Source organism: Mesorhizobium sp. M0174, from assembly GCF_040322275.1.
In the GTDB taxonomy this organism is placed as follows: domain Bacteria; phylum Pseudomonadota; class Alphaproteobacteria; order Rhizobiales; family Rhizobiaceae; genus Mesorhizobium.
Genome location: NZ_JAMYTB010000003.1, coordinates 76,066 through 103,056 on the forward strand (window position 1 = coordinate 76,066; position 26,991 = coordinate 103,056).

The following is a 26,991-nucleotide window of genomic DNA, read 5'->3' on the forward strand; positions in this document are numbered from 1 at the left end:
TTCCGCCACTTAGCTTCCTTTGATGCTAGGCTACCGCGTCGAAATAACTGGCAAATTCGGCCCGAATCTCGGTCTCGTCCGCAACGTCACGGTTCCTGATATAGGTCAGCGCCCGCTCCGCGCGCTCAAACGACTTGCCTTCAAGGCCGGTCGTTCGCGATGCAATGCCGGCCATCTCCTCGAACACGCCGTTGCAGTGAAGGACCAGATCGCAGCCCGCCGCAAGGATAGCGGCCGCCTTTGACGGGAAATCCCCAGAAAGTGCCTTCATCGAAGTGTCGTCGCTCATCAACAGACCGTCGAAGCCGATTTCGCCGCGGATGATCTTTTCGATGACCTTGCCGGATGTGGTGGCCGGGTTCTTCGGGTCGATCGCGCTATAGACGACATGCGCCGTCATCGCCATCGGTAAATGGTTGAGCTCCCTGAATGGCACAAAATCATGCCGCTGCAGGTCGCCGATCGAGGCATCGACGGTGGGCAGTTCGAAATGCGTATCGGCGAAGGCCCTTCCATGACCGGGAATATGCTTCATCACCGGCAGCACGCCGCCTGCCATCAGGCCTTCCGCCGCGGCGCGACCCAATTCGATGACGGCGCGCGGCTCCTTGCCATAGGCGCGCGCGCCGATGACGTCGCTGGCGCCCTCGATCGGCACATCGAGCACCGGCAGGCAATCCGCCGTGATGCCGTAGCGCAGCAGGTCGAAGGCATGCAGCCGCGCCATTAGCCATGCGGCACGGGTGCCGGCGTCATGGTCGTCGCGCCACAAGGCGCCGAGTGCACCGGCAGCCGGATAGTTTGGCGCCAGCGGCGGCCGCAGGCGCTGCACGCGGCCGCCCTCCTGGTCGATGAATACCGGCGCGTCCGCACGCCCGACGCAGTCGCGCATGGCGGCGACCAGATCGCGGATCTGCTCGGTCTCGCCGATATTGCGCGCAAACAGGATGAAGCCCCACGGGCATTCGTTGCGGTAGAATCGGATCTCGTCGCGGCTCAGTGATTTCCCGGCGCAGCCGAGGATCATGGATTTTGATTCGGTCATGCGGAACAGTTTAGAGCTTCGCGACGACAAAGGGAATCGCCCGCAATTGCCTCCAAAGGTTTCCGTTCACGCAAAAAAGCCGGCGCGGGCGCCGGCTTTTCGAGGGGCTTTGGTGCCGCTAGTGGGACACGAAGCAATTGCCGCCGGCGGCCTTGTAGCTGGTGCACAGTTTGATCGCCTCGTTGCGAGACTGCGCCGGAACGCGGACGCGGTAGAAGGTGCCCTTGCCGGCAATCTCGGCCTTGACGATGTTGGCGGTGCGGCCGGAAAGCACGCTGCCGTAGCGGCGCTGCAGATCCTGGTAAGTCGCCTGGGCGCTTTCGACTGTCGGCTGCGAAGCGATCTGTATCGACCAAGAACCAGCGCCGGCCGCGGCCGGATCGATGGAAGCAACCTGATCGGGCTTGACCTCGCCGACCACGTCGACCGGCTGGTCGGACGGGCGCTGCGGCGCCACCGGAACCGTGGCCGGGGTGGTGGCCGACTGCTTGCTGGCTGACGGCTGGGCTTCAGCCTTTGTCTCGGGCTTGGGCGCCGGCCGCAGCTTGGAGGTTTCGGCCTGATCGCCGCTCGCCTGATCGCCACTCGGCTGGTCGCCAATCTTCGGGTCGCCAATCTTCGGGTCGCTTGTCATTTGGTCGATCAGGGGCACGGTGCCGGTCTGCGCAGCGGCGTCGGCCTGGGCGGCCGGAGCCACGTGCTGCGGCGCCGGATCGGCCGGCTCGGCAGCAGCCATCTGCGGGGCGGCTGGCGCCGGATCTTCGCGCGCCACCAGCGAGCCGTCAGGTTTCACGACCATGGTCCGTACCTTGCGCGGCGCAACGGCGACGGTCTCGGCACCCTTCTCGGCCTCCTGCAGAACCTGCGCGATGCGATCCTCGGACTTGGGCGCCGGTGCGGCGGCTACGGTATCGCCAGCCGCGGTGCCAAGCGCATTGGTGTCAGGCGCGCTGGTGTCACGCGCGTTGGTGCCAGACGCATTGCTATCAGACGCCTCGGTGCCGAGCGCGTCGATATCGTCTGCGGCATCGGGGTCATTGGGCGAAAGATCGACGACGCGGCTCTCCGGTTCGTTGGCCTTCAGGTCGACAGGCTCTTCGGTGTTGGTGACCAGCTTCTGCTGAACCGGCTCGGCGGGCTTGGCGCCCTTGGCCACAGCGTCATAAACCTTGTTGTCCTGGTTCGGCACGACAGTGCCGCCTGGATTTTCCGGCTTGATCTTGATCGGCCTGTTGTCGGCTTTGACGATGACCGGCGCATCGCCGCCGCTCTTGCCGCCGAGGGTCAACGCAAAGGCGCCAAGGCCGCCGGCGATCGCAACGGCGCCGACCACCGCACCTATCAGCAGCCCGCGCCTGCGCGGCTGCCTTTCGGCCTCGCGTTCGGCGAGGCCGGGAACCGACATCTCCTCGTCCAGTTCGGGATCGTAGTCGAGCTCATCGAAGGTGAAATCGTCGGCTTGCGAAACCGGCTGGCCGCCGGGCAACGAGCCCAGATCGAAACCGTCCGCTGCATCCGCATAGGAAGCGGCTGCCGGGCTGACAGGGGCTTCCGCAGGCTTGGTGCCATAGGCGCGCGTCTCGCCGCGATCTTGCTTGTAGCCAGACGCGAAGCCGGCATCGTATTCATCGTCATAGCCAGCACTGCGCACCGGGGCCGGCGCTATATCCGTGGCATTCATTTCGGTGAGAAGGCTGGCAAAATCGGCATCGAGATCGTCGTAGGCGGGCGCCACCGGCTCGTCATCGTCGAAGTTGAGCTCCGGAATGTCGAGATCGTCCGCCAGCGCCACGACGCGCTCGGGCACGTCGACCGTCTCGACATCGGGCATCTCGTCATAGGCGGAAGGCTGTTGATGCGAGCTTGGCGCAGCTTCCATGTAGGCGGGCCGATCTTCATAGGATGACCTATCTTCACGGGATACCTGGCCTTCATAGGACGGCCTCTCTTCGACCGGTGCGGCCCGATAGGACGGCGTTGCAGCCGGCTGCGGCGGTGGTGCCGGACGCGCCGAAGCCACCGGCTGGCTTGCAAAAGCGGGTTGAGGCTGTGCGACCGGCGTCACGCGGCTCCACGAGCGGGCCGGCTCGGGCGGCGTGGCGCGTGTCGTCAGCCAGTTCAGCGCATCGAGCGGGTCTTCTTCGGCAGCAGCTGCCGCACTCTTGTCGGCCGAATTATGATCCAGGCCGATGTTCCTGGCGAAGTCGGCGTCGAGCGCATCGTTGTCTAAATCACCCGCAGGTCCGGTAGCGGCTTCAACACCGAAATCCTCGCCTTCAAGCTCATCGAGGAGGACACTGCCAAGATCGGCGTCATCGGCGGCACTGGACTGCTGCGGCTCAGCGGGCTCGTGCTCGTCGAGTTCCCAATCCAGCTCGTCGACAGCATGCACCGGGTCGTTGGCGGCATCTTTGACCGCCGCCATTGGCTGTTCGGCAGCCACTGCTGGCTTCTGAATTACCGGCGCGATGGGCTGCTGAACAGCCATCACGGGCTTCTGGGCAGGCTGCTGGCTTGTCTGAGGTTCGTTGACCGCTTGTGCCGGCCGTGTGCTCATCGCACCCAACAGCGCGTTCAGTTCGTCCTCCAGGCTGCGTTCCTCGGCCACTGGGGCCGTTGGGACGACGGCGGCGGCCTGGGCCGCTGGTTCGGCTGCAACGACCTGCGCTACGGGCTGTTCGGCGTGCTCGGCAGGCGCATCGTCGAAGCTCAGATCGAAATCGTCGTCGAGCGCCGCTTCAGCGGCCGTGCCGGAAAGCCGGGCGGCCTCTGGCTCTTCGATCGACAGCTCTTCGATAAACTCTGGTTCTTCGATTTCGGCAGGCTCGTTCGCACGAACGTCGAAGTCCATGTCGACATCATCATCGGCATGGCCGGCAAAATTCTCATCGGCCGCCTCAACCGGCGATACCGGGGCGGCGTTATCAGCCGGCTCCTGCTCGTCGAACATCAGCTCGTCTTCGAGCGAGCTTGCAACCGCGTCGTCGAACTCAGCATCGAACGCAGGCGCGGCCGCTTGCGCCGCCGTTTCAACGGCGACCGCCTGCTCCATCGGCTCATGCTCTTCGAGCATCAGCTCGTCTTCGAGTGAACTTGCCACGGCGTCGTCGAACTCATGGTCCAAGGCGGGGTCGAAGGCGGGCTGGTCGACCGGCTCGATCGCCTCGGCTGCGGTCCTCGGTTCATCGCCCGTCACCGCGTCCTCGCCCGTCACGTCGTCGTCGAGCCGAAATTCCTGGTCGAGCGAGGCGGCAGGGTCGTCGTCACTCGAAAGGTCGTCCTCGAACGGCGACACGTCTTCGAGCGAGCCGGCGACGGCATTATCGAACTCTTCGTCGAACTCCGGCTCGACAGCGGGAGCGAATGCCCTTTCGGGGCCGGAGGCAATTTCGTCGGGGGAAACAGGAGCGGCCGCAACAGCAGCACCATCATCCGCCGCACTGTCGCCGAACGCGAAATCCTGGTCGAACGAGGCGGCAAGCGCGTCCTCCATCTCATCCGTGGTAGCCGGTTCGGGTGCCGGCTCGCGAAGCTCGACAGAGAAAGCATTGTCCTTGGCGTCGGCGCCGAATTCGCCCATCAACTCCTTCTCGAGATCGATCTCGAAATCGCCCTCGCCCACCGACGGTTCGGCGGCAGCGGTTTTCGGCTGGGCCGGCGTTTGCGGTTTGACCGGCTGGCGCGGGTCGAACCCCATGATCCTGGTCAGTTCCGCGAACGGATCATCGTTGGCGATGTCGTTGTGGTCGGCTGCTCTCAGCTGGGTTCTGTCTGCCATTATTGTTCCCGAACTCGCACTCATTCGGACGCCATGGACGTCGCGTAGGGTTGGCCCTTACCAGCGCAATGTGGGCAAAAGGTGACAGGTTTTTTACTCAAACCTAACGCATTTCGGTGGGCGCATTGGCTCCGATCAGCGTCAGGCCGGACGTCAAAACGTCCGAAACAGCCTGCACCAGCCCTAGTCTGGCATGCGTCAATTGTCGGTCGTTAACCTTAACAAAACGTAAGTCGGGATTGTCGGTGCCGCGGTTCCAGTGTCCGTGGAAGCTGGAAGCGAGTTCGTAGAGGTAAAATGCCAGCCGGTGGGGCTCGAGCGCGAGGGCCGCGGCTTCGATCAGCCGAGGATATTCGGCGAGCTTCCTGATCAGGCCGATCTCACCCTCGTCGGTCAGCAAAGCCACTTCGGCGGCCAGCTGGTTGCGGTCGAACATGGCCTCGCCCAATTGCTCGCTCGCCTGCCGGAACACCGAATGGCAGCGCGCCGAGGCATACTGCACGTAGAATACGGGATTATCCTTCGACTGCTCGGTCACCTTGGCGAAGTCGAAGTCGAGCGGCGCGTCGTTCTTGCGATAGAGCATCATGAAGCGGATCGGGTCGCGGCCGACCTCCTCGACCACTTCGCGCAAGGTCACGAACTCGCCCGACCGCTTCGACATACGAACCGGCTCGCCAGCGCGAAACAGCCTCACCAGTTGGCAAAGCAGCACGGTAAGCTTGACCTCGTCGCCGGCAATCGCCCGGGCAAGCGCTTCCAGCCGTTTCACATAGCCGCCATGATCGGCGCCAAGCACATAGATCAGATCGACGAAACCGCGATCGACCTTGTCCTTGAGGTAAGCGACATCGGCGGCGAAATAGGTGAAGGTGCCGTCCGACTTGACCAGCGCCCGATCCATGTCGTCTCCGACTGCGGTCGAGCGAAACAGCGTCTGCTCGCGGTCCTCCCAGTCCTCCGGCTTCTCGCCCTTGGGCGGCGGCAGCTTGCCCTTATAGATGTGGCCCTTCAGCGTCAGGTCGCTGATCGCCGAGCGGATCTTCTTCGCATTGTTGGCATGCAGCGTCCGCTCGGAGAAGAAGACGTCGTGATGCACGTTGAGCAGCGCCAGATCCTCGCGGATCATCGTCATCATCGCATCGATCGTCCTGTCCTTGACGATGGCAAGCGCCTCTTCGTCCGGCATCTGCAGCAGGGAGCGGCCGAATTCGCTGGCCAGCGCCTGACCAACGGGAATCAGATAGTCGCCTGGATAAAGCCCGGCCGGAATCTCGCCGATCTCATCGCCGAGCGCTTCGCGGTAGCGCAGGATGACCGAGCGTCCGAGCACGTCGATCTGCGAACCGGCATCGTTGATGACGTATTCCTTGGTCACGTCGTAACCGGCGAAGGCCATCAGATTGGCCAGCGCGTCGCCGACCACGGCACCCCGGCAATGGCCGACATGCATCGGCCCGGTCGGGTTGGCCGAGACATATTCGACATTGGTTTTCTTGCCGCCGCCGATCGTCGAGCGGCCGTAATTGCGGCCTTCGCCGAGCAGCGCCGTCAGATGCGCCTGCCAGAAGCCGTCCTTGAGCCTGAGATTGACGAAGCCCGGGCCGGCGATCTCGGCGGCCGCGATATCCTCGTCGGCGCGCAGCCCCTCGGCCAGCCTTTCTGCCAGCGCGCGCGGATTCTGGCCGGTCGGCTTGGCCAACACCATGGCAGCGTTGGTCGCGAGGTCGCCATGGCTGGCATCGCGCGGCGGCTCGACAGCGATGCGCGACAGGTCCGGCGACGCGCCATCCTTGTCTTTCAAATCAAGCGCTTCGACGGCCTTTATGATTCGCGCGTTGAAATCGGCGAAGATGTTCATTGCTGTGGCTCTGACGGTTTTGCAGGGGTCCGGCTCGCTGGCCGGCAAAATCGAGCCCGCCCTAGCTCAAATCCGGCGTATGGTCAAACAAACGCCTGTGTTCCTTGAGCGCATAAGTGTCCGTCATGCCGGCCAGGAAATCGGCAACACTGCGCGCCTTGACGCGGTCCTCTGCCCGGTCGAGCCCTTCGCGCCAGCCATCCGGCATGGCGCGCGGATCGGCGAAATAGACGTCGAACAGGTCTCGGACGATCTGGTCGGCCTCGGCGCGCACCCGCATGACGTCCGCGTGCCGGTAGAGATGCTTGTAAAGAAAGGCCTTCAGCTCCTTTTCCGATACGGCCGTCTCGGCGGAGAAGCTCACCATCGTCTCGCCGGCCGCCCTTACCGCTTCGGCGCTGTCAGGCTTGATGCGCGCCAGATTGGCCGTCGTCGAGACGATCACGTCCTCGACCATGATGGTGATCTGCCGGCGCATCAGCTCGTGGCCGGTGCGTACGTCATCGAGCGCCGGATAGCGCTGACGCACGCCCTTGAGGATCGACCCCGGCAGCGAAACGCCCTCCAGCATATCGAGCGTCAACAGCCCTGCCCTCAGCCCGTCATCGATGTCGTGGGTGTTGTAGGCGATGTCGTCGGCAATCGCCGCGCACTGCGCCTCGATACCGGCGAAGCGGTCGAGCTCGAGGTCGTGCAGTTCGGAATAGTCGCGGATCGCCTGCGGCACCGGCCCCTTCAGCCCTTTGCCCTTGGCATCGGTCAGCGGGCCATTGTGCTTGACCAGCCCCTCCAGAGTTTCCCAGGTGAGGTTCAGCCCGTCGAACTCGGCATAGCGCCGCTCCAGCCGCGTCACCACGCGCAGCGACTGCGCATTATGGTCGAAGCCGCCCCAGGCGGCCATCTTGTCGTTCAGCGCGTCCTCGCCGGTATGGCCGAAGGGCGTGTGGCCGAAGTCGTGCACCAGAGCCACCGCCTCGGCCAGGTCCTCGTCGCCGCGCAGTGCCCGCGCCAGAGCGCGTGCGATTTGCGCGACCTCGATCGAATGCGTCAGCCTCGTGCGGTAATGGTCGCCTTCGTGTGCGACGAACACTTGCGTCTTGTGCTTCAGCCGGCGGAACGCCGTCGAATGGATGATGCGGTCGCGGTCGCGCTGGAACGGCGTGCGCGTCGGGCTTTCCACCTCGTCGAACAACCGCCCGCGCGACTTTGCCGGGTCGCTGGCATAGGCCGCGCGCGGCCGATAGCCGAATCCGATGTCGCCCAACTCGTTGGTCATAGCGTATGCCGCAGTTGACTTGCCCCGTCGCGCTTCATACCTATCATACGAAACCGAATGCAAGGTGACGCCCATGGGCGCTGATGCCAAGACTGCCATGAAAGTCGAGATGACCGACGCCGCCGCCAGGCGGATCGCCAAGATTGTGACGAGCGAAGCCGGTAAGACGGCGCTGCGCGTTTCGGTCGAGGGCGGCGGCTGTTCCGGCTTTTCCTACAAGTTCGATCTGGTCGACAGGCGCAATGACGACGACGTCGCCATCGAAAAGGACGGCGCCACCGTACTTATCGACGACCTGTCGCTGGTCTACATGGGCGGCTCGGTAATCGATTTCGTCGACGATCTGATGGGCCAGTCGTTCCAGATCAGAAACCCCAATGCGGTCGCCTCCTGCGGCTGCGGCACCAGCTTCTCCATCTAGAAATGCCTCACATCGGCGCGGTCCGTCAGGTCGCGCTTTCCGCCGGGCGCGACCTCGATGCGACGCTGGCGTTTTGGCGCGAAGTGCTCGGCATGAGCCTGCACGCGCGTTTCGACCCGCCGGGCATCGCCTTCATCCTGGCCGGTGACGTGCGCCTGCTTTTCACCGACGGCCTGCCGGCCGGCACCGTCTATCTCGATATATCGGGCCTCGACGAGTTCCACGCTTCGGCAAAGGCCGCCGGCATCCCCTTCACCGCGCCGCCAGCGCTCGTTCATCGCGACACCGAAGGCCTGTTCGGCCAAGCCGGGGAAAGCGAATGGATGGCCTTCCTAAAGGACCCGGCAGGCAATACGATCGGCCTTGTCGAACGTCATCCACCGGATCGCTAGTCTCCGGACCACCAGCCTATCGAGGCCGCCATGAAAATCGTCACCTGGAACATCAACGGCGTTCGCGCCCGCATCGGCAATTTGACCCACTGGCTGACGGAAAGCGCGCCCGACATCGCCTGCCTGCAGGAGATCAAGACGGTCGACGACCAGTTTCCTCGCGCCGAGATCGAGGCGCTCGGTTACAATGTCGAGACTTACGGCCAAAAAGGCTTCAACGGCGTCGCCATCCTGTCGAAGCTGCGTTTCGATGAGGTCAATCGCGGCTTGCCGGGCGACGATGCCGACGAACAGGCGCGTTTCATCGAGGGCGTGTTCTCGACCGACAAGGGCGCCTTGCGCGTTGCCTCGATCTATCTGCCGAACGGCAACCCGATCGACGACGAGAAGAAGTTCTCCTACAAGCTTTCCTGGATGTCGCGACTTGAGCGCTGGGCTGAGGAGCGGCTTGCTCTGGAAGAGCCGCTGGTCCTGGCCGGCGACTACAATGTCATCCCCGAGCCGATCGACGCGAAATATCCGGAAAACTGGCTAAGCGATGCACTGTTCCAGCCCGCGACGCGGCAGGCGTTCCGGCGGCTGAAGAATCTCGGCTTCACCGAAGCCGTGCGTGCCGTCACCGACTCCGCAGACGTCTTTACGTTCTGGGACTATCAGGCCGGCGCCTGGCAGAAGAACAACGGCATCCGCATCGACCATTTGCTTCTGTCGCCCGAAGCCGCCAACTGGTTTTCCTCGGCTTCGATCGAGAAGCAGGTGCGCGCCTGGGAAAAACCCTCCGACCACGTGCCGGTGGCGATCGATCTGGCGCTGCGGCCAGCCTGACCGGACCTGCTGTCCGGCGGCACATTGATAAGTTGACCTCTTATCGCCACAAATCGCGCGCTTGATGCGAAATCATCATGGTGGCTGGGGTTCCCATGACTACTCGATTTGCACTCTGCCCGATTGGCTGCGCGCTTGCGATGGCGGTGGCGACGCCGGCTTTTGCCGATGCAGAGTGCCTTGCCAACGGCAAATCATTCCAGATCGGCCGGGTCGCCTGTCTGACGCCTGCCGGCCAAAGTTACCTCGCCCGTTGCGAGATGGTGCTCAACAACACGTCCTGGACAAAGCAGCGGGATGGATGCCCGGAGGACACGCCGGCCCCGCATTTGCAAGGCACACCGATCTCAACGCCGGCGCCCAGCGGCATGCCGGCGGAACCGAACGAGAATTGATCTCAAAACGGAATTTCTGCCGGCCTACTGGTCGCCGCCACCCTTGGTGAGGATGTCGTCGGCCAGCGAGATCGCGGTGCGGCGGTCGGCTTCGCCGGCGGCGGCAAACGCTTCTTCCTGCATGCCACGGATCCATGGCTGGTCGGCAGGTGAGGCCCGTTCGAGCGCCGCGGTCATCATCGCCAGCCCTCGCACGATCTTGCCGCTTTGGAAGAGCAGATTGCCGAGCGTCGCCTGCGCGCCCGCATGGCCCTTTTCGGCCGCCAGCTGGAACCAGCGTCCTGCCTGCTTGACGCTGGCCTTGACGCCGCCCTCACCCTTGAGGAACATCTGGCCCATCTCGAACTGGGCATTCGGATTGCGGTAGTTGGCGGCGGCACGCATGTAATATTCCTGGGCCGCCACCTCGTTCTCCTCGACGGGGCTGCCGGGAATGCCCTTCCTCAGATAGTCGCCAAGCGCCACCAATGCGTCCGAAACATAGCTTTCCTCGGGCGAACCGGGCTCGACATCCTGGTCGACGATCTCTGAGAAGAACTTGAACGCCGCGTAGTCGTCTCGCGCCACGCCATCGCCTTCGGCATACATGCGCGCAAGCTTCCAGGTGGCGCCGATCTGGCCGTTCTCGGCGGCATATTTATAGGCTTCCGCGGCCTGCTCCTTATGGCCGTTCTTGTAGGCGGAAAAGCCGAACTGGAACACCGCCCACGGGCTCGACTGCGGCTTCACGCCGGTCTTGTCGTCGAACACCTTGTCGTCAAAGGCCATGGCCTGGCCGACGGCGCCCAAGGTCGCGCCAAACGTGGCGAGCGCAACCATTGCCGAAAGGACAGACGACCTCAACAACTCAGATGTCCGCATAGCAGTGTGTTTCTTTGGCACCGCCGGGATGGGTGACCGCGCCGTCGCGGGCAGATCCGACCGTCTGTGCGTATTTCCAGATCGCGCCCGATTGATAGTCGGTCGTGCGCGCCTTCCATGCCTTTGCCCTCGCCGCCAGTTCGGCTTTGGACAATGCAACCTCGATCGTGCCGTTCACCGCATCGATCGAGATCAAGTCGCCATCCCTAAGCAGCCCGATCGGGCCGCCCACTGCCGCTTCCGGCCCGACATGGCCGATGCAGAAACCGCGCGTTGCGCCCGAAAAACGCCCGTCGGTGATGAGCGCCACCTTGCCGCCCATGCCCTGGCCGTAGAGAGCCGCCGTCGTCGACAGCATTTCGCGCATGCCCGGGCCGCCGCGCGGACCCTCGTAGCGGATGACGAGAACCTCGCCTTCCCTATAGTTGCGATGCGTAACCGCTTCGAAACATTCCTCTTCCGAATCGAAGCAGCGCGCCGGACCCGAGAATTTCAGCTCCGTCATGCCGGCGACCTTCACGATCGCGCCTTCGGGGGCAAGGTTACCCTTCAAGCCCACGACCCCGCCGGTCTGGGTAATCGGCCTGTTGGCGGGACGGACCACATCCTGGCTGTCATTCCAGGAAACATGTTCCATATTTTCGGCCAAAGTGCGGCCAGTCACCGTCAGGCAATCGCCATGAAGGTAGCCATGGTCGAGCAGCGTCTTCATCAAGAGCGGAATGCCGCCGGCCTCGAACATGTCCTTGGCGACGTACTTGCCGCCCGGCTTGAGGTCGGCGATGTAGGGTGTCTTCTCAAATATCCTGGCCACGTCGAAAAGATCGAACTTTATCCCGGCCTCGTGCGCGATCGCCGGCAGATGCAGCGCCGCGTTGGTCGAGCCGCCGGTGGCCGAGACCACGGTCGCGGCATTTTCCAACGCTTCCATGGTAACGATGTCGCGCGGGCGGATGTTCCTTGCGATCAGCTCCATGATCTTTTCGCCGGAAGCGAAATTGAAGCGGTCACGCATCTCGTAGGGTGCAGGCGCGCCGCAGGAATAGGGCAGCGCCAGGCCGATGGCCTCAGCGACGGTGGCCATGGTGTTGGCGGTGAACTGGGCGCCGCAGGAGCCGGCCGAAGGACAGGCGGCTTGCTCGATCTCGAGCAGCTCGGCGTCGCTGATGGTGCCGACCGAGTGCTGGCCCACCGCCTCGAACACGTCCTGCACGGTGATCTGCCGGCCACGGTAGCTGCCGGGCAGGATCGAGCCGCCATAGATGAAGATCGACGGTACGTTGAGGCGCACCATGGCCATCATCATGCCGGGCAGCGACTTGTCGCAACCGGCCAATCCAACCAGCGCATCGTAGCAATGGCCGCGCATGGTGAGTTCGACCGAGTCGGCGATGACCTCGCGCGACACCAGCGACGACTTCATGCCCTGATGGCCCATGGCGATGCCGTCGGTGACGGTGATGGTGCAGAATTCGCGTGGCGTGCCGTTGGCCGCCGCCACGCCCTTTTTGACCACTTGCGCCTGGCGCATCAGCGAGATGTTGCAGGGTGCGGCTTCGTTCCAGCAGCTGGCGACACCGACCAGCGGCTGCGCGATCTCGGCCGCCGACAGCCCCATAGCATAGAGGTAGGAGCGATGCGGCGCCCGCTCGGGACCAACGGTCACGTGGCGGCTCGGCAGCTTGGCCTTGGAGATCGCTCTGGTGTCCATACTCGTCCTTGCCGCGGGCGGTGCGGCCTGCCTCTTCGCCTAGCCTTTTGGCGCGTGTCCCGAGACAAATTCGAGGTGCGCCGCGTTTATGGCGGGAAATGGGCAATGTTCCCGGGCGGCCGGGTGGCGCGAGGGTTGTTCAGAAACTGTTGCCAAAACGTCACAATTACAGGAGCGAACATCTTGGGGGCAATTGTTGCGCCGCCGAATGCCGGACGAGCGCCGAACGAACCGACCGGGCAGTGCCCGGCCGTTTTGTCGTTTAAGAATCCGTAGTTAGAACTTGATCTTAACGGAAGCCGAACCGGCCAGAAGCAGGTCGTTGTCGTAGCTATAGGTGACCGCATTTGCCTCGTCGCCGACACCGCTGAAAGTCGATGACCCGCTCGTCAGCACACCGATCGAGCCGCCGAGCCTGACCTCGACCTGATCGTTCGGCGAATAGGAGACGCCGCTGGCCACGGCCCAGGTATCCGACTGATAGCCAGAGGTCGTCGAGGTGCCGCGATCCCAGGTCAGCGAAACCACGCCCGACAATTGATCGGTGAACTTGTGACCGATACCACCGGTAACCGTCCAGCCGTCGCGATAAAGCAGATCGAATGAAACGGGCGAGGGAGCACCGGTCACCGGACTGCGCACGCCATTGATGGCAATAACGCCAAGCTTGCTCCACTCCTGCCAGCGGACGGAACCAAAGGCCAGCCAGCCAGGAGCTATGCCGCTCTGCAGCTTGAATTCCAGAGCTTGAGGTATCTCAGCCGACGCCGAGACTGGGTACACGCCGGTAGAGCCGGGAATCAGATCCGCTGGAAAGGCGCCCCTGAAGCCGGTCGTGTCGACGGTTCCCGACAGCCCGTCATATTTGTAGCTCGAAGAGTACATCAGGCTGGCGCGCAGAGCGATCTCGGGCATCTCATAGGCTGCGCCCGCACGCCAACCCCATGCCTCGTCGGATAGCTTGAAGACGCCGAGGCCGGTATTGCCGAAGGCGAGCAGTGTCTGACGGGAAAGAAACGCGTCTACCTGCTGGTAAGAGACACCGCCGATGAATCGTATGGCGCCCTTGCCGACGTTCACCTTATAGGAGCAGGTGAGACCGAAATCATCTGTGTCGACGGCGTATTTGACCGCTGTCGGCGAATAGGCGTTGTTCATGCCGAAATTTGCATCCGCACCATACGGTCTCGTATAGGTGGCAAGACAGTCTACGGGCTCAAAGATGTTGGCCTTGATGCCGACATGCGGCACCGCATAGTCGCCACCAACATCCACCGCCGATGTCGACAAACCCGAGCCATCGAGACGCTGCACATTCTTGAGTTTGCGCTGTGGCGAAACATAGGTGACGCCCGCATCGAACGAATATGGCGCCGCGTCGAACAGCTGGTCGATGTTGACGCCGCCCCGGTCAAAGCCCCCGGCTTGCACCGTCCCGGCAAAAGCCAGCGAAAAAGCCCCCGCGCCCAGCAGCACTTTCAGACGCGAACAACACATGAATCTCCTCCCCGAAATGTCCTTGCATCAAGCTAGAACCAATTCAGGTTAACGGCGCAACAACGAATTCGCCGTGCGTACACGTATACCTTGGCGGAACGCATTTCCGACAAGGTGTCGGCCTTCTTACCGAGGCGGGAAAATGGCCGCCTCAATACAAATCGACGAGAAAACTCGGGAAAACCGCCTAAATCACCAGGGAACAGGGAATTTTGCCTGCCCGGCCGGCCATTGTTACATTATGGCAACAATGGGGCAAAAACATTCAGTTTGCCTCAAGATTTACGCTGCGGAATGCCTGTTTTCGTGGCAGGCGGCCTAGCTGGAAAGCAGATTCGTGACCGGCGAATCTATTGCGGCCAGCCGGCCCAGTTTGTTTGATCAGCCCGCATCGCGCACCCGCGCCAATGCGACCGAAAGCTTCTCTTGCGCCTCGCGATATTCGGCGAGTTTTTCACGCTCGGCCTCCACCACCTCTTCCGGCGCGTTGGCGACGAATTTCTCGTTGGACAGCTTCTTGTAGAGCCGCGCTATTTCCTCGGTCACCTTCGCAAGCTCCTTGTGCAGGCGCGCTGCCTCGGCGGCAAGGTCGATCAGGCTGCCGAGCGGCAGGCAGATGGTCGCCTCGTTGACGACGATCTGGGCGGATCCCCTGGGTGGCGCCTCGGCGAGCGAGATGTCGCCGACCCGCGCCAGACGCTTGATAGCCGAGCCCTGACGCTCGAGCCTTTCGTGTGTCGCGTCGTTGGCGCCGATCACCACGAGCGGTGCGATAGCCGCCGGCGGCACGTTCATCTCCGAACGCACCGAGCGGATGCCGGAGACAAGGTCGATCAGCCAGTTGATATCGGCGGCGGCCGCCTCGTCCTCGAAGTCGGGCGACGGCCATGCCGCATGACAAAGCAGCGATTGCCGTTGCCTGCCCTCGCCGGCGGTTTCGGCCCACAGTTCCTCGGTCATGAACGGCATCATCGGATGCAGCAGCTTGTAGATCTCGTCGAGTACGAAGGCGACGCATGCCCTGCTCTCGGCCTTGGCCGCCTCGTCGGCGCCCATGAACACCGGCTTCAGCAGTTCCAGGTACCAGTCGCAGAACTGGTTCCAGACGAACCGGTAGGCGGCACCCGCCGCCTCGTTGAAGCGGTATGAGGTGATGCCGTCCGTTATGTCGCGCGCGGCTCGCGTCAGCTCCGTCAGGATCCAGCGGTTGACCGCCAGCTTGGCGTCCCGCAGCCAGAAATCGTCGTCGCGCGCCACTTCGTTCATCTCGGCGAAGCGCGTCGCGTTCCATAGCTTGGTGCCGAAATTGCGATAACCGGCAATGCGCGCCGGATCGAGCTTAACGTCGCGCCCTTGCGCTGCCATCACCGTCAAGGTGAAGCGCAGCGCATCGGCGCCGTATTCGTCGATGAGCTCGAGCGGATCGATGACGTTGCCTTTCGACTTCGACATCTTCTGCCCGTTCTTGTCGCGAACCAGCGCGTGGACATAGACCGTATGGAACGGCTCCTGGTCCATGAAATGCAAGCCCATCATCATCATGCGGGCGACCCAGAAGAAGATGATGTCGAAACCGGTCACCAGCACGTCGGTCGGGTAATAGGTCTTCAGCTCCGGCGTCTGGTCCGGCCAGCCAAGCGTCGAGAACGGCCACAGCGCCGACGAGAACCATGTGTCGAGCACGTCCTCGTCGCGGGTCAGGATCTCGCCAGGCTGGAAATTCTCGAGCTTGTCCTCGACCCAGGCCTTCCACGGCCCTTCCAGCGCCAGATAATATTCGACGGCGGCACCGAGTGCCTCTTCCTCAGTCTTTTCGACAAAGACATGCCCGTCCGGCCCGTACCAGGCAGGGATCTGGTGACCCCACCAGAGCTGGCGCGAAATGCACCAGGGCTGGATGTTTTCCATCCAGTCGAAATAGGTCTTTTCCCAGTTTTTGGGCACGAAATTGGTACGGCCCTCGCGCACCGAGGCGATCGCCGGCTTGGCCAGTTCCGCCGCATTGACATACCACTGGTCGGTCAGAAACGGCTCGATCGGCACGCCGCCGCGGTCGCCGTGCGGCACCGTGTGGCGATGCGGCTCGACCTTCTCGAGAAAGCCGCCCGCCTGCATCAGCTCGACGATCTTCCTGCGCGCATCGAAACGGTCGAGGCCGTCGAGGCTGTCCCAGACGGCCTGGCGCTCCGGCGTCACGTCCAGTCCGGCGAGAAAGTCCTCATTGTCCTTGAGGCTCACCGCCGCATTGACGGTGAGGATGTTGACCGCCGGCAGCCGGTGGCGCTTGCCGACCTCGAAATCATTGAAGTCATGCGCCGGCGTGATCTTGACCGCACCACTGCCTTTTTCGGGATCGGAATACTCGTCCGCCACCACCGGGATCCTGCGGCCGACGATCGGCAGGATGAGGTTCTTGCCGACAAGATGCCGGAAACGCTCGTCGTCGGGGTGGACTGCGACAGCCGTATCACCCAGCATCGTCTCCGGGCGGGTCGTCGCAACGGTGATGAAGGTCTTCGGATTTTCCGGATCGAAGGTCATGCCTTCGACCGGATAGCGGAAGTGCCAGAGGTTGCCGTTGACTTCCTGCTGCTCGACCTCGAGATCCGAGATGGCGGTCAACAGCTTCGGGTCCCAGTTCACAAGGCGCTTGTCCTTGTAGATCAGCCCTTCCTTGTAGAGCGTCACGAACACTTCGAGCACGGCCTTGGACAGGCCCTCGTCCATGGTGAAGCGCTCCCGGCTCCAGTCGGCCGAGGCCCCGAGCCGCTTCAGCTGGTTGAGGATGGCGCCGCCGGACTCGGCCTTCCACTCCCACACCTTGTCGATGAACTCATCTCGGGTCAGGTCGCGGCGGTGGATCTGCTTCTCCATCAGCTGGCGCTCGACCACCATCTGCGTGGCGATGCCGGCATGGTCCATTCCCGGCTGCCACAAGACGTTCTTGCCGCGCATGCGCTCGAAGCGCACCAGAATGTCCTGCAGCGTGTTATTGAGCGCGTGGCCCATATGCAGCGAGCCGGTGACGTTCGGCGGCGGGATGACGATGGTGAAGGCTTCAAGCCCCTCCTCGGCCCCGGCACCGGCCCGAAACGCGTCGGCCTCTTCCCAGATCCTGGCAATCTTCGGCTCGACGGCTTTGGCGTCGTAGGTCTTTTCGAGCATGGGAAAACGGTCCGCGCTGTCCGGAATTTGTGGTCCGGTGTAAATCGGAAGGTTGTTGCCAAGTCAACCGCAAGGGCGGCATGGCCAATAGATAGCGCCGGGATGGTTCGGTGCAACTCGCGGGACTGAATGTTGCAAGGCAATCGCTTCAGGTTTGCGCTGCCCCTCATTGCCCTGCCGGGCATTTCTTCCCGTATAGTGACGGGGAGAAAAACGCCTGACTGAAGTTTTCGCCAGTCACGAACGTTGCGGAAAAGGCGCCTAAATTGCGGTCAACCCCTTCTCCCCGTCACTATACGGGGAGAAGGTGCCGGCAGGCGGATGAGGGGCAGCGCCGACTTCGACAATTCGCCGGTCGAGCGCCGCCCATTGGCGGCTCTCCGAATTGCTACTGCGCGCCGCGCGCGACGCGCTCGATTTCCTCGCGCACCAGCCGCTCGACCAGCGTCGGAAGGTTGTTGTCCAGCCAGTCCTGCAGCATGGGCCGCAGCATCTCCTCGGCCATCTCGTCGAAAGTCTTCTTGCTGCGGCTGGCAAACGCGTCGGAAAGCTCGCCGAAGGCGGCGGCAACCTGCCGGCCCGTATGCTCCGAAAGGATTGCCGGACGTGCGGGCGGCGCCTCGCTGGCCGCCAGACGCGCCAATCCGATTTTCGAAGATTCCGGGCCGATTTTCGAAGGTTCCGGGCCGCTTTCCGAAGGCTTCGGCCCAATTTCCGAAGGCTCCGGCACAGGTCCAGCAGTCGCCTCGTTCTCGAAAACCTCGGCTTTCGGCTCGGCGTCGGGCGTCCGGAGTGGCTCGGCGCGCTCCGGCTTGGCCATCGCGTCGCCGACCGCGGCGATCTCGCGCCGCCAATCGGCGATGATGGTGTCGGTCGTCTCGGCAGCCTTGGCTGCCGCAGGCTGATCCGGCTTTGCGGGAGCGGTGTTCACCTCAGCCAGCGTCACCGCTGCCTTTACCGGGCCGGCGCGCAGCGGCGTTTCCTGGGGCTCAATGACCGGCGCGGCCGTTGGCTGCACCTCGGCGCGCGTGGCCGGCTTGGCGATCTCCAGCCCGCCGCGCAGTTCGGAGCGGAACGCATCCGCCTCTGCTGCCCGTCCGGCTGCCGGCGCCGGTTGCAGATCCTGGCGCAGCTCGTCGGCGTCGCCCGGCTGCTTGCGGCCGGTATCGCTGTCCTCGATGATCCTTCTGATGGAAGCTAGTATTTCTTCCATGGAAGGTTCGCGCTGTACGCTGCTTGCCGTCGCCATCGTCACATCCGCCGCCCTTGTGACTCGTTCTCAGATTTCCTGTCCGGCAATGCCGGATTCGAATCATGGCAACAGCGTAACCGACGGAACGGCTTGCGAGAATCCCCAATCTGGCGACATCTCGGATTTCAACAGATTAGGGTCGGGAGTTGAAAGCCCGCGCGTCGTTCGAGCGCGGGCTGAAAACACGGCCTGGCGATCAGCGGCCGTCCGGCGTGCGCAGACCGATCCACTTGTCCTTGACGGCGTTGTAATGCTCTTCGGGCCTGTACTTCGTCACGTTGAGCGCAAGGCGGTCTGCCGACAAATGGCCAACCGCCGAGAGGATGGCATAGCTCGCCACCACCACGTCGCGTTCGGCGCTGACAAGATTGATCTTGGCGGTGATGAGGGTCGCCTGCGCGTTGAGCACGTCGAGCGTGGTGCGCTGGCCGACATTGCGCTCTTCGATGACGCCGTTCAGGGCAAGCTGCGCGGCGGCGACCACCTGCCGGTTGGCCGTGACGCTTTGCTGCGCGGCGGTGTATTGCGACCATGCCGAGGTCACCGCCTGGCGCACGGTGTCGCGGCTGACATCGACCTCGATACGGGCCTGGCTAAGTGATTCCTTTGATTGGCGAACCAATGCCGAGGTCCGGCCGCCGGAATAGATCGGTATCGTCAATGTCGCACCGATGTTCGCCGAATTGGTTACGCCATCCTGTGTCGAGGAGAGCGAGCCGGGCGCGGTGCCGCGATAGGCGCTCGAAACACCCGCCGACGCCGAGAGTTGAGGCAGCAGCGCGCCTTCGGCAGACTTCACCGAAAACGCCGCCGCGTCGACCAGATGCGCGGTGGCGAGGATGGCCGGATGCTCGGCCGATGCGATCGCGATCGCCGCATCGAGGCTCGACGGCAACAGCTTCGACAGCGGCGAAGCCGGCCTGAGACGGCCGGGCTCATCGCCGACGATCTGGCGATAGGTCGCGGCGCTTGCCAGCGCCGTGGCGCGGGCGGCGCTCAACTGTGCCACCGCGGAGGCACGCTGGGCGTCGGCTTGCGCGACGTCGGTGCGGGTACCTTCGCCGACCTCGAAGCGCGAACGCGCCGCACGCGCCTGCTCGGTCAGGAATTGCAGGTTCTGTTCGGTCAGCACGGCGACCTGACGGTCGCGGATGACGTCCATATAGGCGCTTGCCGCGTTGAAAAGAGTGTTTTCTTCGGCGTTGCGCAGGCTTTCGAACGAAGCGCGGACCCGGGATTCGGCGGCCGCCACATTGTTCCTGGTCTGAAAACCGTCAAACAGCGTCTGGTCGATCTCGACGCCGAAGTTGCCGGTGGTCAACGAGATGTTTCGGTGCAACAGGTTGCTGTGGCTGGCGGTATAATCAATACTTCCGGAACCGGTGATGGTCGGGCGCCAGCCGGACTTGGCGATGGCAACGCCCTCGTCGGTGACGCGAACGCCGGCGCGTGAAGAATTGAGAGAGGAATTGTTCTGATAGGCCTTTGAAAGTGCCCCGAGAATGGTTTCGGCCGAGGCGGCCATTGGAGAAAGCGCGGTCGCCGAAACGAGGACAGCGGTAAAAAGCAACTTGCGTACAGACGGCACGTTATATTCCCTCATTCGTTTTGCACGGGAACTGCGCCACGCTGGCTTCTCCTTCTGATCAGCCGGCGCCGCGTTTTTTATCGTTCCCCCGCTGAAAGCCCCCAAGAAACACCCGGTTATGCAGATCAGCAACGATTGTTCAAACGCAAGCGATCATGACAGCGCCTTCGCTGCAAGGCAAAATCACTCAGAATTCGAAGGCGGGAATGCGTTCGAATCCCGGTAGTGGCTTAATTGCCGCATTAAATGCGCGTCTTCCCGTTACAACCCCTCCAGTCTTAAAAAAAAGCCGGGCTACGCCCGAATTGCCCTGCCCTTCAACGGCGACGAGTCGGCCGCCTTCGGCAAGCTGGTCGAACAGCGCCGCCGGCACCTCGCCGACGCTGCCACCGATCAAGATGACGTCGTAAGGCCCATTGGCGGCATGGCCTTGCGGCAACGGTCCCTGGACCACGGTGACATTGCCGGAACCCAGCGCAGCAAGCGTCGAAGTGGCGGTCTCGGCCAGCGCCGGATCGCTTTCCAGCGCGACGACGGACCTTGCCAGCCGCGACAGGATCGCCGCCGCATAGCCGGTGCCGCAGCCGACATCGAGTGCCGAATCGCTTGGGCCGATATCGGCCAGCTGCATCAGCTTGGCCAATGGCGACGGTTCCATCAGATAGCGCGGACCATCGGCCGTATCGGCAATGCGGATGTCCTCGTCGATATAGGCAAGGTCACGCTGGCCGGGGGCAACAAAGGCCTCGCGCGGCACGACAAGCATAGCCTCGAGCAGCGGTGCGCTGGTCACGTCGGTGGTGCGGATCTGGCCGTCGACCATCTTCACCCGGCGTTCGGCAAAATCAGCGCTCATGTTCCAACCATCCGCTTGCCGCGCAAAGGCCGCGGCTGTTTCGACCGGAACTGAAGCCCCCTGGCGCTGACGCGCGGGAGCTCGGGCATTGGAGGCCTCGCCCGGAATCGAACCGGGGTGCAAGGATTTGCAGTCCTCTGCGTAACCACTCCGCCACGAGGCCTCATTGCTCCCGGCGTTCCACCCGGCTCCAATAGGTTGCGGCGAAAATGCCGTCAAGCGGCCACCATGCATTCCCAACGGTTCTTCCGACATCGAGGCTCTGCTTATCAATGCAATGCCATGCTAGCAATAACATATTAGCTTATCGTTAAGGATGATCCTCGGCGACAGGAACCCGAAACCGGCGGCCACGTTGGGCAGAAAGGAGGGTTCCGCCATGGGTCGAGCAGCTACGAAAGACGGCACACCGCGCGGATTGTCGCAGTCTGCAGAGCTTGTGCGCTATGCCATCGACCGCCTCAGCATAGAAGGCGCAAACAGCCTGCCGCCGCGCGACCGGGCGCGGCTGGCATCGGCTACCGCCGTTCTCAAGGAGCTCTGCGAACGCCTGGAAAGCTGTTTCGACCAGCCTCGGTGATGACCACGCCGCTCTCAAACAATTGCCCTGTTTCCGGCCTGTCAGCAGGGCAACCTCAATCCGGCCGGCGGCGTCGCTCCCACCAGACGACGAAGCGGCGCCGGTGACGGCGCACCAACGCGAATTCGTAAGAGAGCACCAGCAATCCGATCGGCACCATCCAGAAACCCAGGATCGGCAGGAAGCCGAGAATGCCGCCGATGATCAGCACGACGCCGATCGCAATCCGGAGGCCGCGCGAACGCGGCATGGTGAACTGGCGGCCGAAGACCGAGATTTTCCGGGCCGGTGGCTGGTCGTCGCTCATTGCCGTCATGTGAAATGTCGATCCGTTTGCATCAGTAGCACCATCACCCGGAGAAAGCCGCAACGGCCTTTTCCGTTCCGTGACAGGCGAGAGACAGCTCATATGAGGGCGCTTGCCGGCCATTGCCAGAAAGCCCTGCGCCAAAAAGCACCGAAAAAATGCGAAATGCTTCTTTGCAAAGCCGAAACGGGTTTGCTATAGGCTGCCCCACTCACGCAAGAGCCTCTGTTCCCCGGTAGCTCAGTGGTAGAGCAACCGGCTGTTAACCGGTTGGTCGCTGGTTCGAATCCGGCCCGGGGAGCCACTATCACCAGAAAAGGCTTGAAACCCAAGGATTGCAAGGGTTTCCGCTTCCCCAGAGATACACCGCGCGATACACTGCGGGGTACCCTGAGCATGAAGATTGATGTGAAGCACATACAGAAACGTGGCAAGGCAGGCTGGCGCTACAGGCGCAAAATTCCTGAGGAACTTCGGGCCATTCTCGGCAAACGGGAACACCTCGTGCCGCTTGGCGCCACCGAACAAGAAGCCCTTAAGAAGTATCCGAAGGTTCACGCCGACGCCGAGAAACTCTTAGCCGATGCGGTCAAGCGCGCCAGAGGACCGGCCCCGACAGAGTGGGGTCATTTCCGCGACGGTATAGCTGCTGCCCGCAAGATGGGCTTCCGCCAAGACCGCGACTTCCCGTTTGCCGACGAGATCGAGCATGACACGGACTGGCAGGCCAGATTGAAGGCTGTCGAGAAGATTGCCGGCAAGTACGTTCCAGATTTCGACAGTGTCGAGTACGACGACGACGACCTCCCCCTCCCCGATTTCCTCCCGACCGAGGCAGACACCGCATTGGCGCGCGGGCTGATGCTGAACCCTTCGGGTACGCCAGCCCCGACCCTTGAGGATGCCAAGAGGCTCTATCTTAAGGAACGCGTTGGGGACGACGAGACGAAGCAGATGGAGCTTGAGCGGGTCTTCAAGCTCGTCGTGGAGGCACTTGGCAAGGACCGCAAGCTGGCAAGCGTCAAGCGCGAGGACGCCAAGGAAGTTCGCGATCACATGCTCGATGGGCGCAAAGCGTCTTCTGTAGACCGCTACTTGAACGTGGTCCGTGCGGTCATCAACCACGCCATAAGGGAATTTGACTTAGCCGGCGCCACCAACCCCTTTATGAACTTGGAGGCTGCGCCGAAGGACAGGGCAGAGCCCGACAAGGACAAGCGTCGGCCATTCACCCTGGACGAGGTTGCAGCCATAACCGCCCGCATTGCCTACCATGCCAAGACGGACCTTCGACACATTTGGACAATTCTAAATGGAACCGGGTGCCGCCTCGCTGAGGTCTCAGGCCTTCGTGTCGCGGACGTGTGCCTTGACCACGCCATTCCGCACATCACGGTCGAGTGGCATGACGACCGCCGGATCAAGAATAAAGTGTCACGTCGCAACGTCCCTCTGATAGGCGACGCTCTTGAGGCCGCAAAGGAAGCCGTCAAAGCCGCCGGCAAAGCCACAATGCTGTTCCCTGCCTATGGTCGACCCCGTGGTCCCGCGTCAGCCTCCGCTGCCCTCGGCAAGCATGTCCGCGCCTGCGTGTCTGACCCTAAGGCCACCACCCATTCCCTTCGCCACCTGATGAAAGACCGGCTGCGACTGGCCGGCGTCACCAAGTCAGACCAAGACATAGTCCTTGGGCACTCCTCGGGCAGCGTTGGGGAGGACTATGGGGGCGACGAGGCGCGGCTTGAGGTCGCCAGACGGGCGCTTGGGAAGGCAATGGCCTGACGTAGTAACGCCGGACGGGGCCAACTTGTTGCTCGAAGCAAAGAAGCGCTCCTGCCTGGCACTTTTTTGTGTCACCTGTTTGCCATCTCATCGTTTGGCAGGCGACTATCGGCTCGTCCTCAAAGATGAGACAGCTTCCCACGTCACCTATTCATCGAGCACGAATTTCTGGAAGAACTCGGCGTAGGGCTCGCGTGAGTTCGGGAACGAGGTTGTTGCGCAGAGCGCGTGTTAGCCACATTTCGAACTCACCCAATGGTGTGTTCTTGAGATGTCTCGCTACAAGGGCCATCAATCCCTTGTTGTCATAGTGCTTGGCCAGCTCGGCTAAGTCCTGATCTGCGGCAGCGGCGTTGATTCGGGCAGACGCCGCCGCTCCGATTGCAGCCACATCCAATGCAGATGTCTTAACAGCATATTCGGTGGCAATGTCCGCAACCGTGCTTGCGCCGCTGAGATCAATCTTCTTCAATGTGCGGTCAATTCGCCTGCGGCAGTACCGCGCGACAGCGCTTGCCGCCGATGCGGGGGTTACGTCGGCGATGACAGCTTGCCGAAATGTATCAAGCCGGTCGTTGAGGTCTGCCCCACGATAGCCCTCGTGCTGCGCGATTGCGCGTCCCACGTCAGGCAGCAGGAAGAGGTTCTCTATCTCCGAAACCGGCAATACGGCGACGCCGAGCTTACCCAAATTGGCAACCTCTTCCGCAGAATAGTCGTCGGCATCGACGATCCCCGAACAGGTCACCCGCGTAAGATGGGCATTGGCCCTCATTGTGACGACGGAATGAATTACTTCTTCGCAAGAACCGCGCGGAATGACAGTCCATTCCGGATAGCAACAGCGAAAAACAGCTGTGTCGAGACTGGTTTTGCTGCCTTCGACAAACAGAATTGCACGTCGGCTGCCGAGGATAAGCGTCGCAATCTCTTCATCAAAACCAGTATCCTCTGGAACCGGTTCGATTATCCAACCGGCCTTAGGGTCATAGTCGCGGATTAGGAATTTTCCGGCAATGCGGGACGCGGCAAACTCGAGGTCATGCGTGATGAAAATGAAAGCGCAATCCGGCCGTGCCGCCTCAAGCTCGTCCCATAGTTTGGCCATGATGGATCTATGAACATGAAGCTCCGGCTCGTCAAAGATCAGAAGTATGTCCGGGTCGGCGGCGAGAACTTGGCCAATCATGTAGAACACTGAGCGCTCGCCATCGCTCATATCCTTAGCGTTGTATTCGGTATCCGATCCCGCGACCTGAACCCGAATGTCATCACCGGAGATCACGAGCCTGCGGTTAGGAAGAAGCCGCTGCCAAATGTCGGCAAGAAGCTCGAACTTCGTCATCTCGGCCGGAGATGTGTCACCGGCTCTGGCCTTTTGGTGGGTCCGCAGCGTCTTATTCATCTGATCGGCAAAAAGGGCTTGAAGCAGGACGTCGAAGTCATTGAGGAGCCCAGTTGCCATGTCCCCATGCCAGCGACTTCCTACACGGTGATCAAAGCTCGCACCTATGCCAGTATGGCCGGTCCGAAGCCCCAGCAACGCTACCTCCTCGTTGATTTTGGCGACCGTGGGCTTCAGCGAGAGTGCCCTATGGGCGGAAATACGGTGCGCGCGCAGCCGAAGTTGGTTCTCTATTTCGACGGCGAGGCGCGTCTTGCCTCCGCCGTTTGATCCAACAAAGATCAGGGAAGTGCCGGGCAGTATGATGAAAGGGATCGGACCGCCAGGGCTTCGGGTCGTGAACTCAAAGGGCATAGACCATCAATCTTTTGATTGTTGCACCACTGGCAAGCGCGAGGGCTGCCAAATGTGTCGCCCTGAGCCGAACGTATTGGGGTCGAAGTGGGAAGTAAGGCGACTGTCATCAGTTAGCATGGGCCGGTTATCGCGTGCAATCGATGAGCCTTGATTGCCTCAGGTCAATAGCGTCTTTTTCAATCCTCATCCCTCCAAAGGACCCGCCGAACAACCTTTATCTGGGCAAGCCGCCTAATCCGAATGCCCTGCCGCTCGCGCCATTGGGTTGTATGTCTCGGCTGCATGAAGTCGTCTTGCCGCATCGTTCGCAGCTCATTTTGGTCCCGACCAACTCAGCCTCAATGTCCCCAAAGATTTCCTTTAGCCCACCCGGCCACCAACGCTTGACGTTAAAGAGCCCGCAGCGGACCAGCACAAATGATCGTTCGCAACGGGCGCCTTCAGGAACAAACTGACGCGCGCTCTGCTTGGGCCATTCTGTGTTGGTCTGCCGTGCAGTGGCTTGACCGGAGGCGCGGCTGACACGTCACGCGGGCCTGTGCTGTCGCACGATCCTCCACTCGTGCCAGATCAGCACCATGACGACCGCATCGAAGACGGTCAGTACGAGCAGGCCCGGAGAGTGGGTATAGGAATAGCGGTAGACTTGGTAGACCATGAATGCGCCCAGCGCGACGAGGGAGGCTCGGGTACGACCAGAGCTTGCCTCGCAAAAGGCCGACGACCAATAGCAGCTTTATCAGGCCGTGGCTGAGCAGGTAGAAGGCGTAGAACTCCTTGCTGGCGACGGAAAAATGGCCTGCCATCTGCGACAGATAGCCAGCTATGAAATCATTCGGATCTTCGATCAATTCCTCTTGGGTGAAGGCATTGACCCACGAGGCAATGGTGTCTGTGGTGACGAGATAAAGCAGGACACCGCCAAGGCATTCGATCAGGGCGTGCGCACCCTTGAGCCAGACGCTGACTTCAAAAATCTGATGGATGCGGCGTTCATCAAAAGCCTTCACAACCCACCTCGCGGTCAATAACGGAACCAAACAATGGATGCAGCTCTCACTCACTGGATCAACGCGGCAGCCGGGCTCAGCCCTTTCCTAGATAGAGCAATGATTGGCGTCTCACAGATCGGCGTTCCGCTGATGGTGCTGGCCGTGGCCCTACAATGGTGGGCGAAGGTCGACCGCTACCATGTCCGTCACGCGGCCTTGTCGGCCGGTCTGGCGTTCCTGCTCGGCCTTGCGATCAACCAGTTCATTCTTCTGTTCGTGCATCGGATGCGGCCCTACGATGCCGGTGTGACCCACTTGTTGATTGCGCCCAGCGCCGACTGGTCATTCCCGTCCGATCACGCGACAGCCGCCATTGCGATTGTTGCGGCCTTTGCGATGCAAGGCCTCCCGCGCCGGACGATTGCGCTCTTCATCATGGCATTTCTGATTTGCTGGTCGAGAATTTACATCGGCACTCACTACCTTACCGACGTTCTCGGCGGTGCCATCACTGGCGTCTTAGGTGCCGGTGTGGTGCGATTGACTTACCGCAAGAACTCCCGGCTGGACAATCTGGTGACCAAAATTCTTTAGATTGATGCGGCTCGAGACGCATCGATAGTGGCAAGGTGAGCGGTAACAGGG

The 26,991-nt window shown here is 62.1% G+C and carries 21 protein-coding genes, 2 tRNA genes and 1 pseudogene; 8 read left to right on the forward strand and 16 right to left on the reverse strand.

Going from position 1 to position 26,991, the window contains the following annotated elements:
• Nucleotides 1–25: 25 nt before the first annotated feature.
• The 4 genes from nagZ to NKJ13_RS06795 all read right to left on the reverse strand — a co-directional run bounded on the left by nagZ (nucleotide 26) and on the right by NKJ13_RS06795 (nucleotide 7,960).
• A complete protein-coding gene (nagZ, locus tag NKJ13_RS06780; RefSeq protein ID WP_352737147.1) occupies nucleotides 26–1,045 on the reverse strand; it encodes a beta-N-acetylhexosaminidase in 1,020 nt (339 codons plus the stop codon).
• 118 nt (nucleotides 1,046–1,163) lie between these two features.
• Complete coding sequence (locus NKJ13_RS06785; RefSeq protein ID WP_352777453.1) at nucleotides 1,164–4,823, reverse strand: SPOR domain-containing protein; 3,660 nt, start codon at nucleotides 4,821–4,823, stop codon at nucleotides 1,164–1,166.
• Nucleotides 4,824–4,926: 103 nt separating this feature from the next.
• Nucleotides 4,927–6,684 (reverse strand): arginine--tRNA ligase, encoded by a 1,758-nt coding sequence (gene argS / locus NKJ13_RS06790; protein WP_352737149.1) that lies wholly within the window; start codon nucleotides 6,682–6,684, stop codon nucleotides 4,927–4,929.
• Between the two features lie 61 nt (nucleotides 6,685–6,745).
• Nucleotides 6,746–7,960, reverse strand: a complete 1,215-nt coding sequence (locus tag NKJ13_RS06795) for a deoxyguanosinetriphosphate triphosphohydrolase (RefSeq protein WP_352689945.1) — start codon at nucleotides 7,958–7,960, stop codon at nucleotides 6,746–6,748.
• Between the two features lie 73 nt (nucleotides 7,961–8,033).
• On the opposite strand from NKJ13_RS06795, the gene erpA reads away from it, so the two are divergent.
• The 4 genes from erpA (at nucleotide 8,034) to NKJ13_RS06815 (ending at nucleotide 9,993) form a co-directional block, all read left to right on the forward strand.
• Nucleotides 8,034–8,381 (forward strand): iron-sulfur cluster insertion protein ErpA, encoded by a 348-nt coding sequence (erpA, locus tag NKJ13_RS06800; protein ID WP_352737150.1) that lies wholly within the window; start codon nucleotides 8,034–8,036, stop codon nucleotides 8,379–8,381.
• Between the two features lie 2 nt (nucleotides 8,382–8,383).
• Nucleotides 8,384–8,773, forward strand: a complete 390-nt coding sequence (locus tag NKJ13_RS06805; protein ID WP_352479794.1) for a VOC family protein — start codon at nucleotides 8,384–8,386, stop codon at nucleotides 8,771–8,773.
• 30 nt (nucleotides 8,774–8,803) lie between these two features.
• Complete coding sequence (gene xth / locus NKJ13_RS06810) at nucleotides 8,804–9,598, forward strand: exodeoxyribonuclease III (protein WP_352737151.1); 795 nt, start codon at nucleotides 8,804–8,806, stop codon at nucleotides 9,596–9,598.
• Between the two features lie 77 nt (nucleotides 9,599–9,675).
• Nucleotides 9,676–9,993, forward strand: coding sequence for a hypothetical protein (locus NKJ13_RS06815; protein ID WP_254818311.1), 318 nt, complete (start codon nucleotides 9,676–9,678; stop codon nucleotides 9,991–9,993).
• 24 nt (nucleotides 9,994–10,017) lie between these two features.
• Here the strand turns inward: NKJ13_RS06815 and NKJ13_RS06820 are convergent, their stop codons facing one another.
• From NKJ13_RS06820 to NKJ13_RS06855, 8 genes are all read right to left on the reverse strand, one after another.
• On the reverse strand, nucleotides 10,018–10,854 hold the full coding sequence (locus NKJ13_RS06820) for a tetratricopeptide repeat protein (protein ID WP_352505838.1): 837 nt from the start codon (nucleotides 10,852–10,854) through the stop codon (nucleotides 10,018–10,020).
• Complete coding sequence (gene ilvD, locus NKJ13_RS06825) at nucleotides 10,841–12,565, reverse strand: dihydroxy-acid dehydratase (protein WP_352505837.1); 1,725 nt, start codon at nucleotides 12,563–12,565, stop codon at nucleotides 10,841–10,843. Before ilvD ends, NKJ13_RS06820 begins: the two co-directional genes overlap by 14 nt.
• Before the next feature lie 276 nt (nucleotides 12,566–12,841).
• Nucleotides 12,842–14,062, reverse strand: a complete 1,221-nt coding sequence (locus tag NKJ13_RS06830) for an OmpP1/FadL family transporter (RefSeq protein ID WP_352737152.1) — start codon at nucleotides 14,060–14,062, stop codon at nucleotides 12,842–12,844.
• A gap of 381 nt (nucleotides 14,063–14,443) precedes the next feature.
• Entirely contained in the window at nucleotides 14,444–17,227 is a 2,784-nt protein-coding gene (locus NKJ13_RS06835) for a valine--tRNA ligase (RefSeq protein ID WP_352737153.1), read from the reverse strand.
• A 388-nt stretch (nucleotides 17,228–17,615) separates the two neighbouring features.
• Nucleotides 17,616–18,476 (reverse strand): PopZ family protein, encoded by an 861-nt coding sequence (locus NKJ13_RS06840; RefSeq protein WP_352777454.1) that lies wholly within the window; start codon nucleotides 18,474–18,476, stop codon nucleotides 17,616–17,618.
• Nucleotides 18,477–18,675: 199 nt separating this feature from the next.
• Entirely contained in the window at nucleotides 18,676–20,067 is a 1,392-nt protein-coding gene (locus tag NKJ13_RS06845; RefSeq protein ID WP_352737155.1) for a TolC family outer membrane protein, read from the reverse strand.
• A 187-nt stretch (nucleotides 20,068–20,254) separates the two neighbouring features.
• Nucleotides 20,255–20,923: a protein-L-isoaspartate O-methyltransferase family protein gene (locus tag NKJ13_RS06850; RefSeq protein ID WP_352689942.1), complete on the reverse strand. Its 669-nt coding sequence runs from the start codon at nucleotides 20,921–20,923 to the stop codon at nucleotides 20,255–20,257.
• A gap of 89 nt (nucleotides 20,924–21,012) precedes the next feature.
• Nucleotides 21,013–21,086, reverse strand: a tRNA-Cys gene (locus tag NKJ13_RS06855).
• Between the two features lie 216 nt (nucleotides 21,087–21,302).
• Between NKJ13_RS06855 and NKJ13_RS06860 the strand changes: the two genes are divergently transcribed.
• On the forward strand, nucleotides 21,303–21,503 hold the full coding sequence (locus tag NKJ13_RS06860) for a hypothetical protein (protein WP_352505831.1): 201 nt from the start codon (nucleotides 21,303–21,305) through the stop codon (nucleotides 21,501–21,503).
• 55 nt (nucleotides 21,504–21,558) lie between these two features.
• On the opposite strand, the gene NKJ13_RS06865 is transcribed toward NKJ13_RS06860, so the two are convergent.
• Nucleotides 21,559–21,819 (reverse strand): hypothetical protein, encoded by a 261-nt coding sequence (locus NKJ13_RS06865; protein ID WP_254818304.1) that lies wholly within the window; start codon nucleotides 21,817–21,819, stop codon nucleotides 21,559–21,561.
• Between the two features lie 220 nt (nucleotides 21,820–22,039).
• On the opposite strand from NKJ13_RS06865, the gene NKJ13_RS06870 reads away from it, so the two are divergent.
• Nucleotides 22,040–22,114, forward strand: a tRNA-Asn gene (locus NKJ13_RS06870).
• A 92-nt stretch (nucleotides 22,115–22,206) separates the two neighbouring features.
• Nucleotides 22,207–23,592, forward strand: coding sequence for a tyrosine-type recombinase/integrase (locus NKJ13_RS06875; protein ID WP_352777455.1), 1,386 nt, complete (start codon nucleotides 22,207–22,209; stop codon nucleotides 23,590–23,592).
• Nucleotides 23,593–23,743: 151 nt separating this feature from the next.
• Here the strand turns inward: NKJ13_RS06875 and NKJ13_RS06880 are convergent, their stop codons facing one another.
• From NKJ13_RS06880 to NKJ13_RS06890, 3 genes and pseudogenes are all read right to left on the reverse strand, one after another.
• Nucleotides 23,744–25,351, reverse strand: a complete 1,608-nt coding sequence (locus tag NKJ13_RS06880) for an AAA family ATPase (protein WP_352737157.1) — start codon at nucleotides 25,349–25,351, stop codon at nucleotides 23,744–23,746.
• A gap of 529 nt (nucleotides 25,352–25,880) precedes the next feature.
• Complete coding sequence (locus NKJ13_RS06885; RefSeq protein WP_352777691.1) at nucleotides 25,881–26,012, reverse strand: hypothetical protein; 132 nt, start codon at nucleotides 26,010–26,012, stop codon at nucleotides 25,881–25,883.
• An 88-nt stretch (nucleotides 26,013–26,100) separates the two neighbouring features.
• Nucleotides 26,101–26,418, reverse strand: a pseudogene (locus NKJ13_RS06890) (DUF2127 domain-containing protein); the annotation flags it as partial.
• Here NKJ13_RS06890 and NKJ13_RS06895 point away from each other — a divergent pair.
• Nucleotides 26,398–26,940: a phosphatase PAP2 family protein gene (locus NKJ13_RS06895; RefSeq protein ID WP_352737159.1), complete on the forward strand. Its 543-nt coding sequence runs from the start codon at nucleotides 26,398–26,400 to the stop codon at nucleotides 26,938–26,940. The pseudogene NKJ13_RS06890 and the gene NKJ13_RS06895 overlap by 21 nt on opposite strands.
• Nucleotides 26,941–26,991 lie beyond the last annotated feature (51 nt).

Excerpts from the sequence above, each read along its gene's own strand:
- nagZ (WP_352737147.1), bottom strand. The coding sequence starts at position 1,045 with ATGACCGAATCAAAATCCATGATCCTCGGCTGCGCCGGGAAATCACTG.
- NKJ13_RS06865 (WP_254818304.1), bottom strand. The coding sequence starts at position 21,819 with ATGACGGCAATGAGCGACGACCAGCCACCGGCCCGGAAAATCTCGGTC.
- NKJ13_RS06895 (WP_352737159.1), top strand. The coding sequence starts at position 26,398 with ATGGATGCAGCTCTCACTCACTGGATCAACGCGGCAGCCGGGCTCAGC.
- NKJ13_RS06875 (WP_352777455.1), top strand. The coding sequence starts at position 22,207 with ATGAAGATTGATGTGAAGCACATACAGAAACGTGGCAAGGCAGGCTGG.
- NKJ13_RS06795 (WP_352689945.1), bottom strand. The coding sequence starts at position 7,960 with ATGACCAACGAGTTGGGCGACATCGGATTCGGCTATCGGCCGCGCGCG.
- NKJ13_RS06850 (WP_352689942.1), bottom strand. The coding sequence starts at position 20,923 with ATGAGCGCTGATTTTGCCGAACGCCGGGTGAAGATGGTCGACGGCCAG.
- NKJ13_RS06860 (WP_352505831.1), top strand. The coding sequence starts at position 21,303 with ATGGGTCGAGCAGCTACGAAAGACGGCACACCGCGCGGATTGTCGCAG.
- NKJ13_RS06880 (WP_352737157.1), bottom strand. The coding sequence starts at position 25,351 with ATGCCCTTTGAGTTCACGACCCGAAGCCCTGGCGGTCCGATCCCTTTC.
- xth (WP_352737151.1), top strand. The coding sequence starts at position 8,804 with ATGAAAATCGTCACCTGGAACATCAACGGCGTTCGCGCCCGCATCGGC.
- NKJ13_RS06785 (WP_352777453.1), bottom strand. The coding sequence starts at position 4,823 with ATGGCAGACAGAACCCAGCTGAGAGCAGCCGACCACAACGACATCGCC.
- NKJ13_RS06820 (WP_352505838.1), bottom strand. The coding sequence starts at position 10,854 with ATGCGGACATCTGAGTTGTTGAGGTCGTCTGTCCTTTCGGCAATGGTT.
- NKJ13_RS06835 (WP_352737153.1), bottom strand. The coding sequence starts at position 17,227 with ATGCTCGAAAAGACCTACGACGCCAAAGCCGTCGAGCCGAAGATTGCC.
- NKJ13_RS06840 (WP_352777454.1), bottom strand. The coding sequence starts at position 18,476 with ATGGCGACGGCAAGCAGCGTACAGCGCGAACCTTCCATGGAAGAAATA.
- NKJ13_RS06815 (WP_254818311.1), top strand. The coding sequence starts at position 9,676 with ATGGTGGCTGGGGTTCCCATGACTACTCGATTTGCACTCTGCCCGATT.
- erpA (WP_352737150.1), top strand. The coding sequence starts at position 8,034 with ATGGGCGCTGATGCCAAGACTGCCATGAAAGTCGAGATGACCGACGCC.
- ilvD (WP_352505837.1), bottom strand. The coding sequence starts at position 12,565 with ATGGACACCAGAGCGATCTCCAAGGCCAAGCTGCCGAGCCGCCACGTG.
- NKJ13_RS06885 (WP_352777691.1), bottom strand. The coding sequence starts at position 26,012 with ATGGTCTACCAAGTCTACCGCTATTCCTATACCCACTCTCCGGGCCTG.
- argS (WP_352737149.1), bottom strand. The coding sequence starts at position 6,684 with ATGAACATCTTCGCCGATTTCAACGCGCGAATCATAAAGGCCGTCGAA.
- NKJ13_RS06805 (WP_352479794.1), top strand. The coding sequence starts at position 8,384 with ATGCCTCACATCGGCGCGGTCCGTCAGGTCGCGCTTTCCGCCGGGCGC.
- NKJ13_RS06830 (WP_352737152.1), bottom strand. The coding sequence starts at position 14,062 with ATGTGTTGTTCGCGTCTGAAAGTGCTGCTGGGCGCGGGGGCTTTTTCG.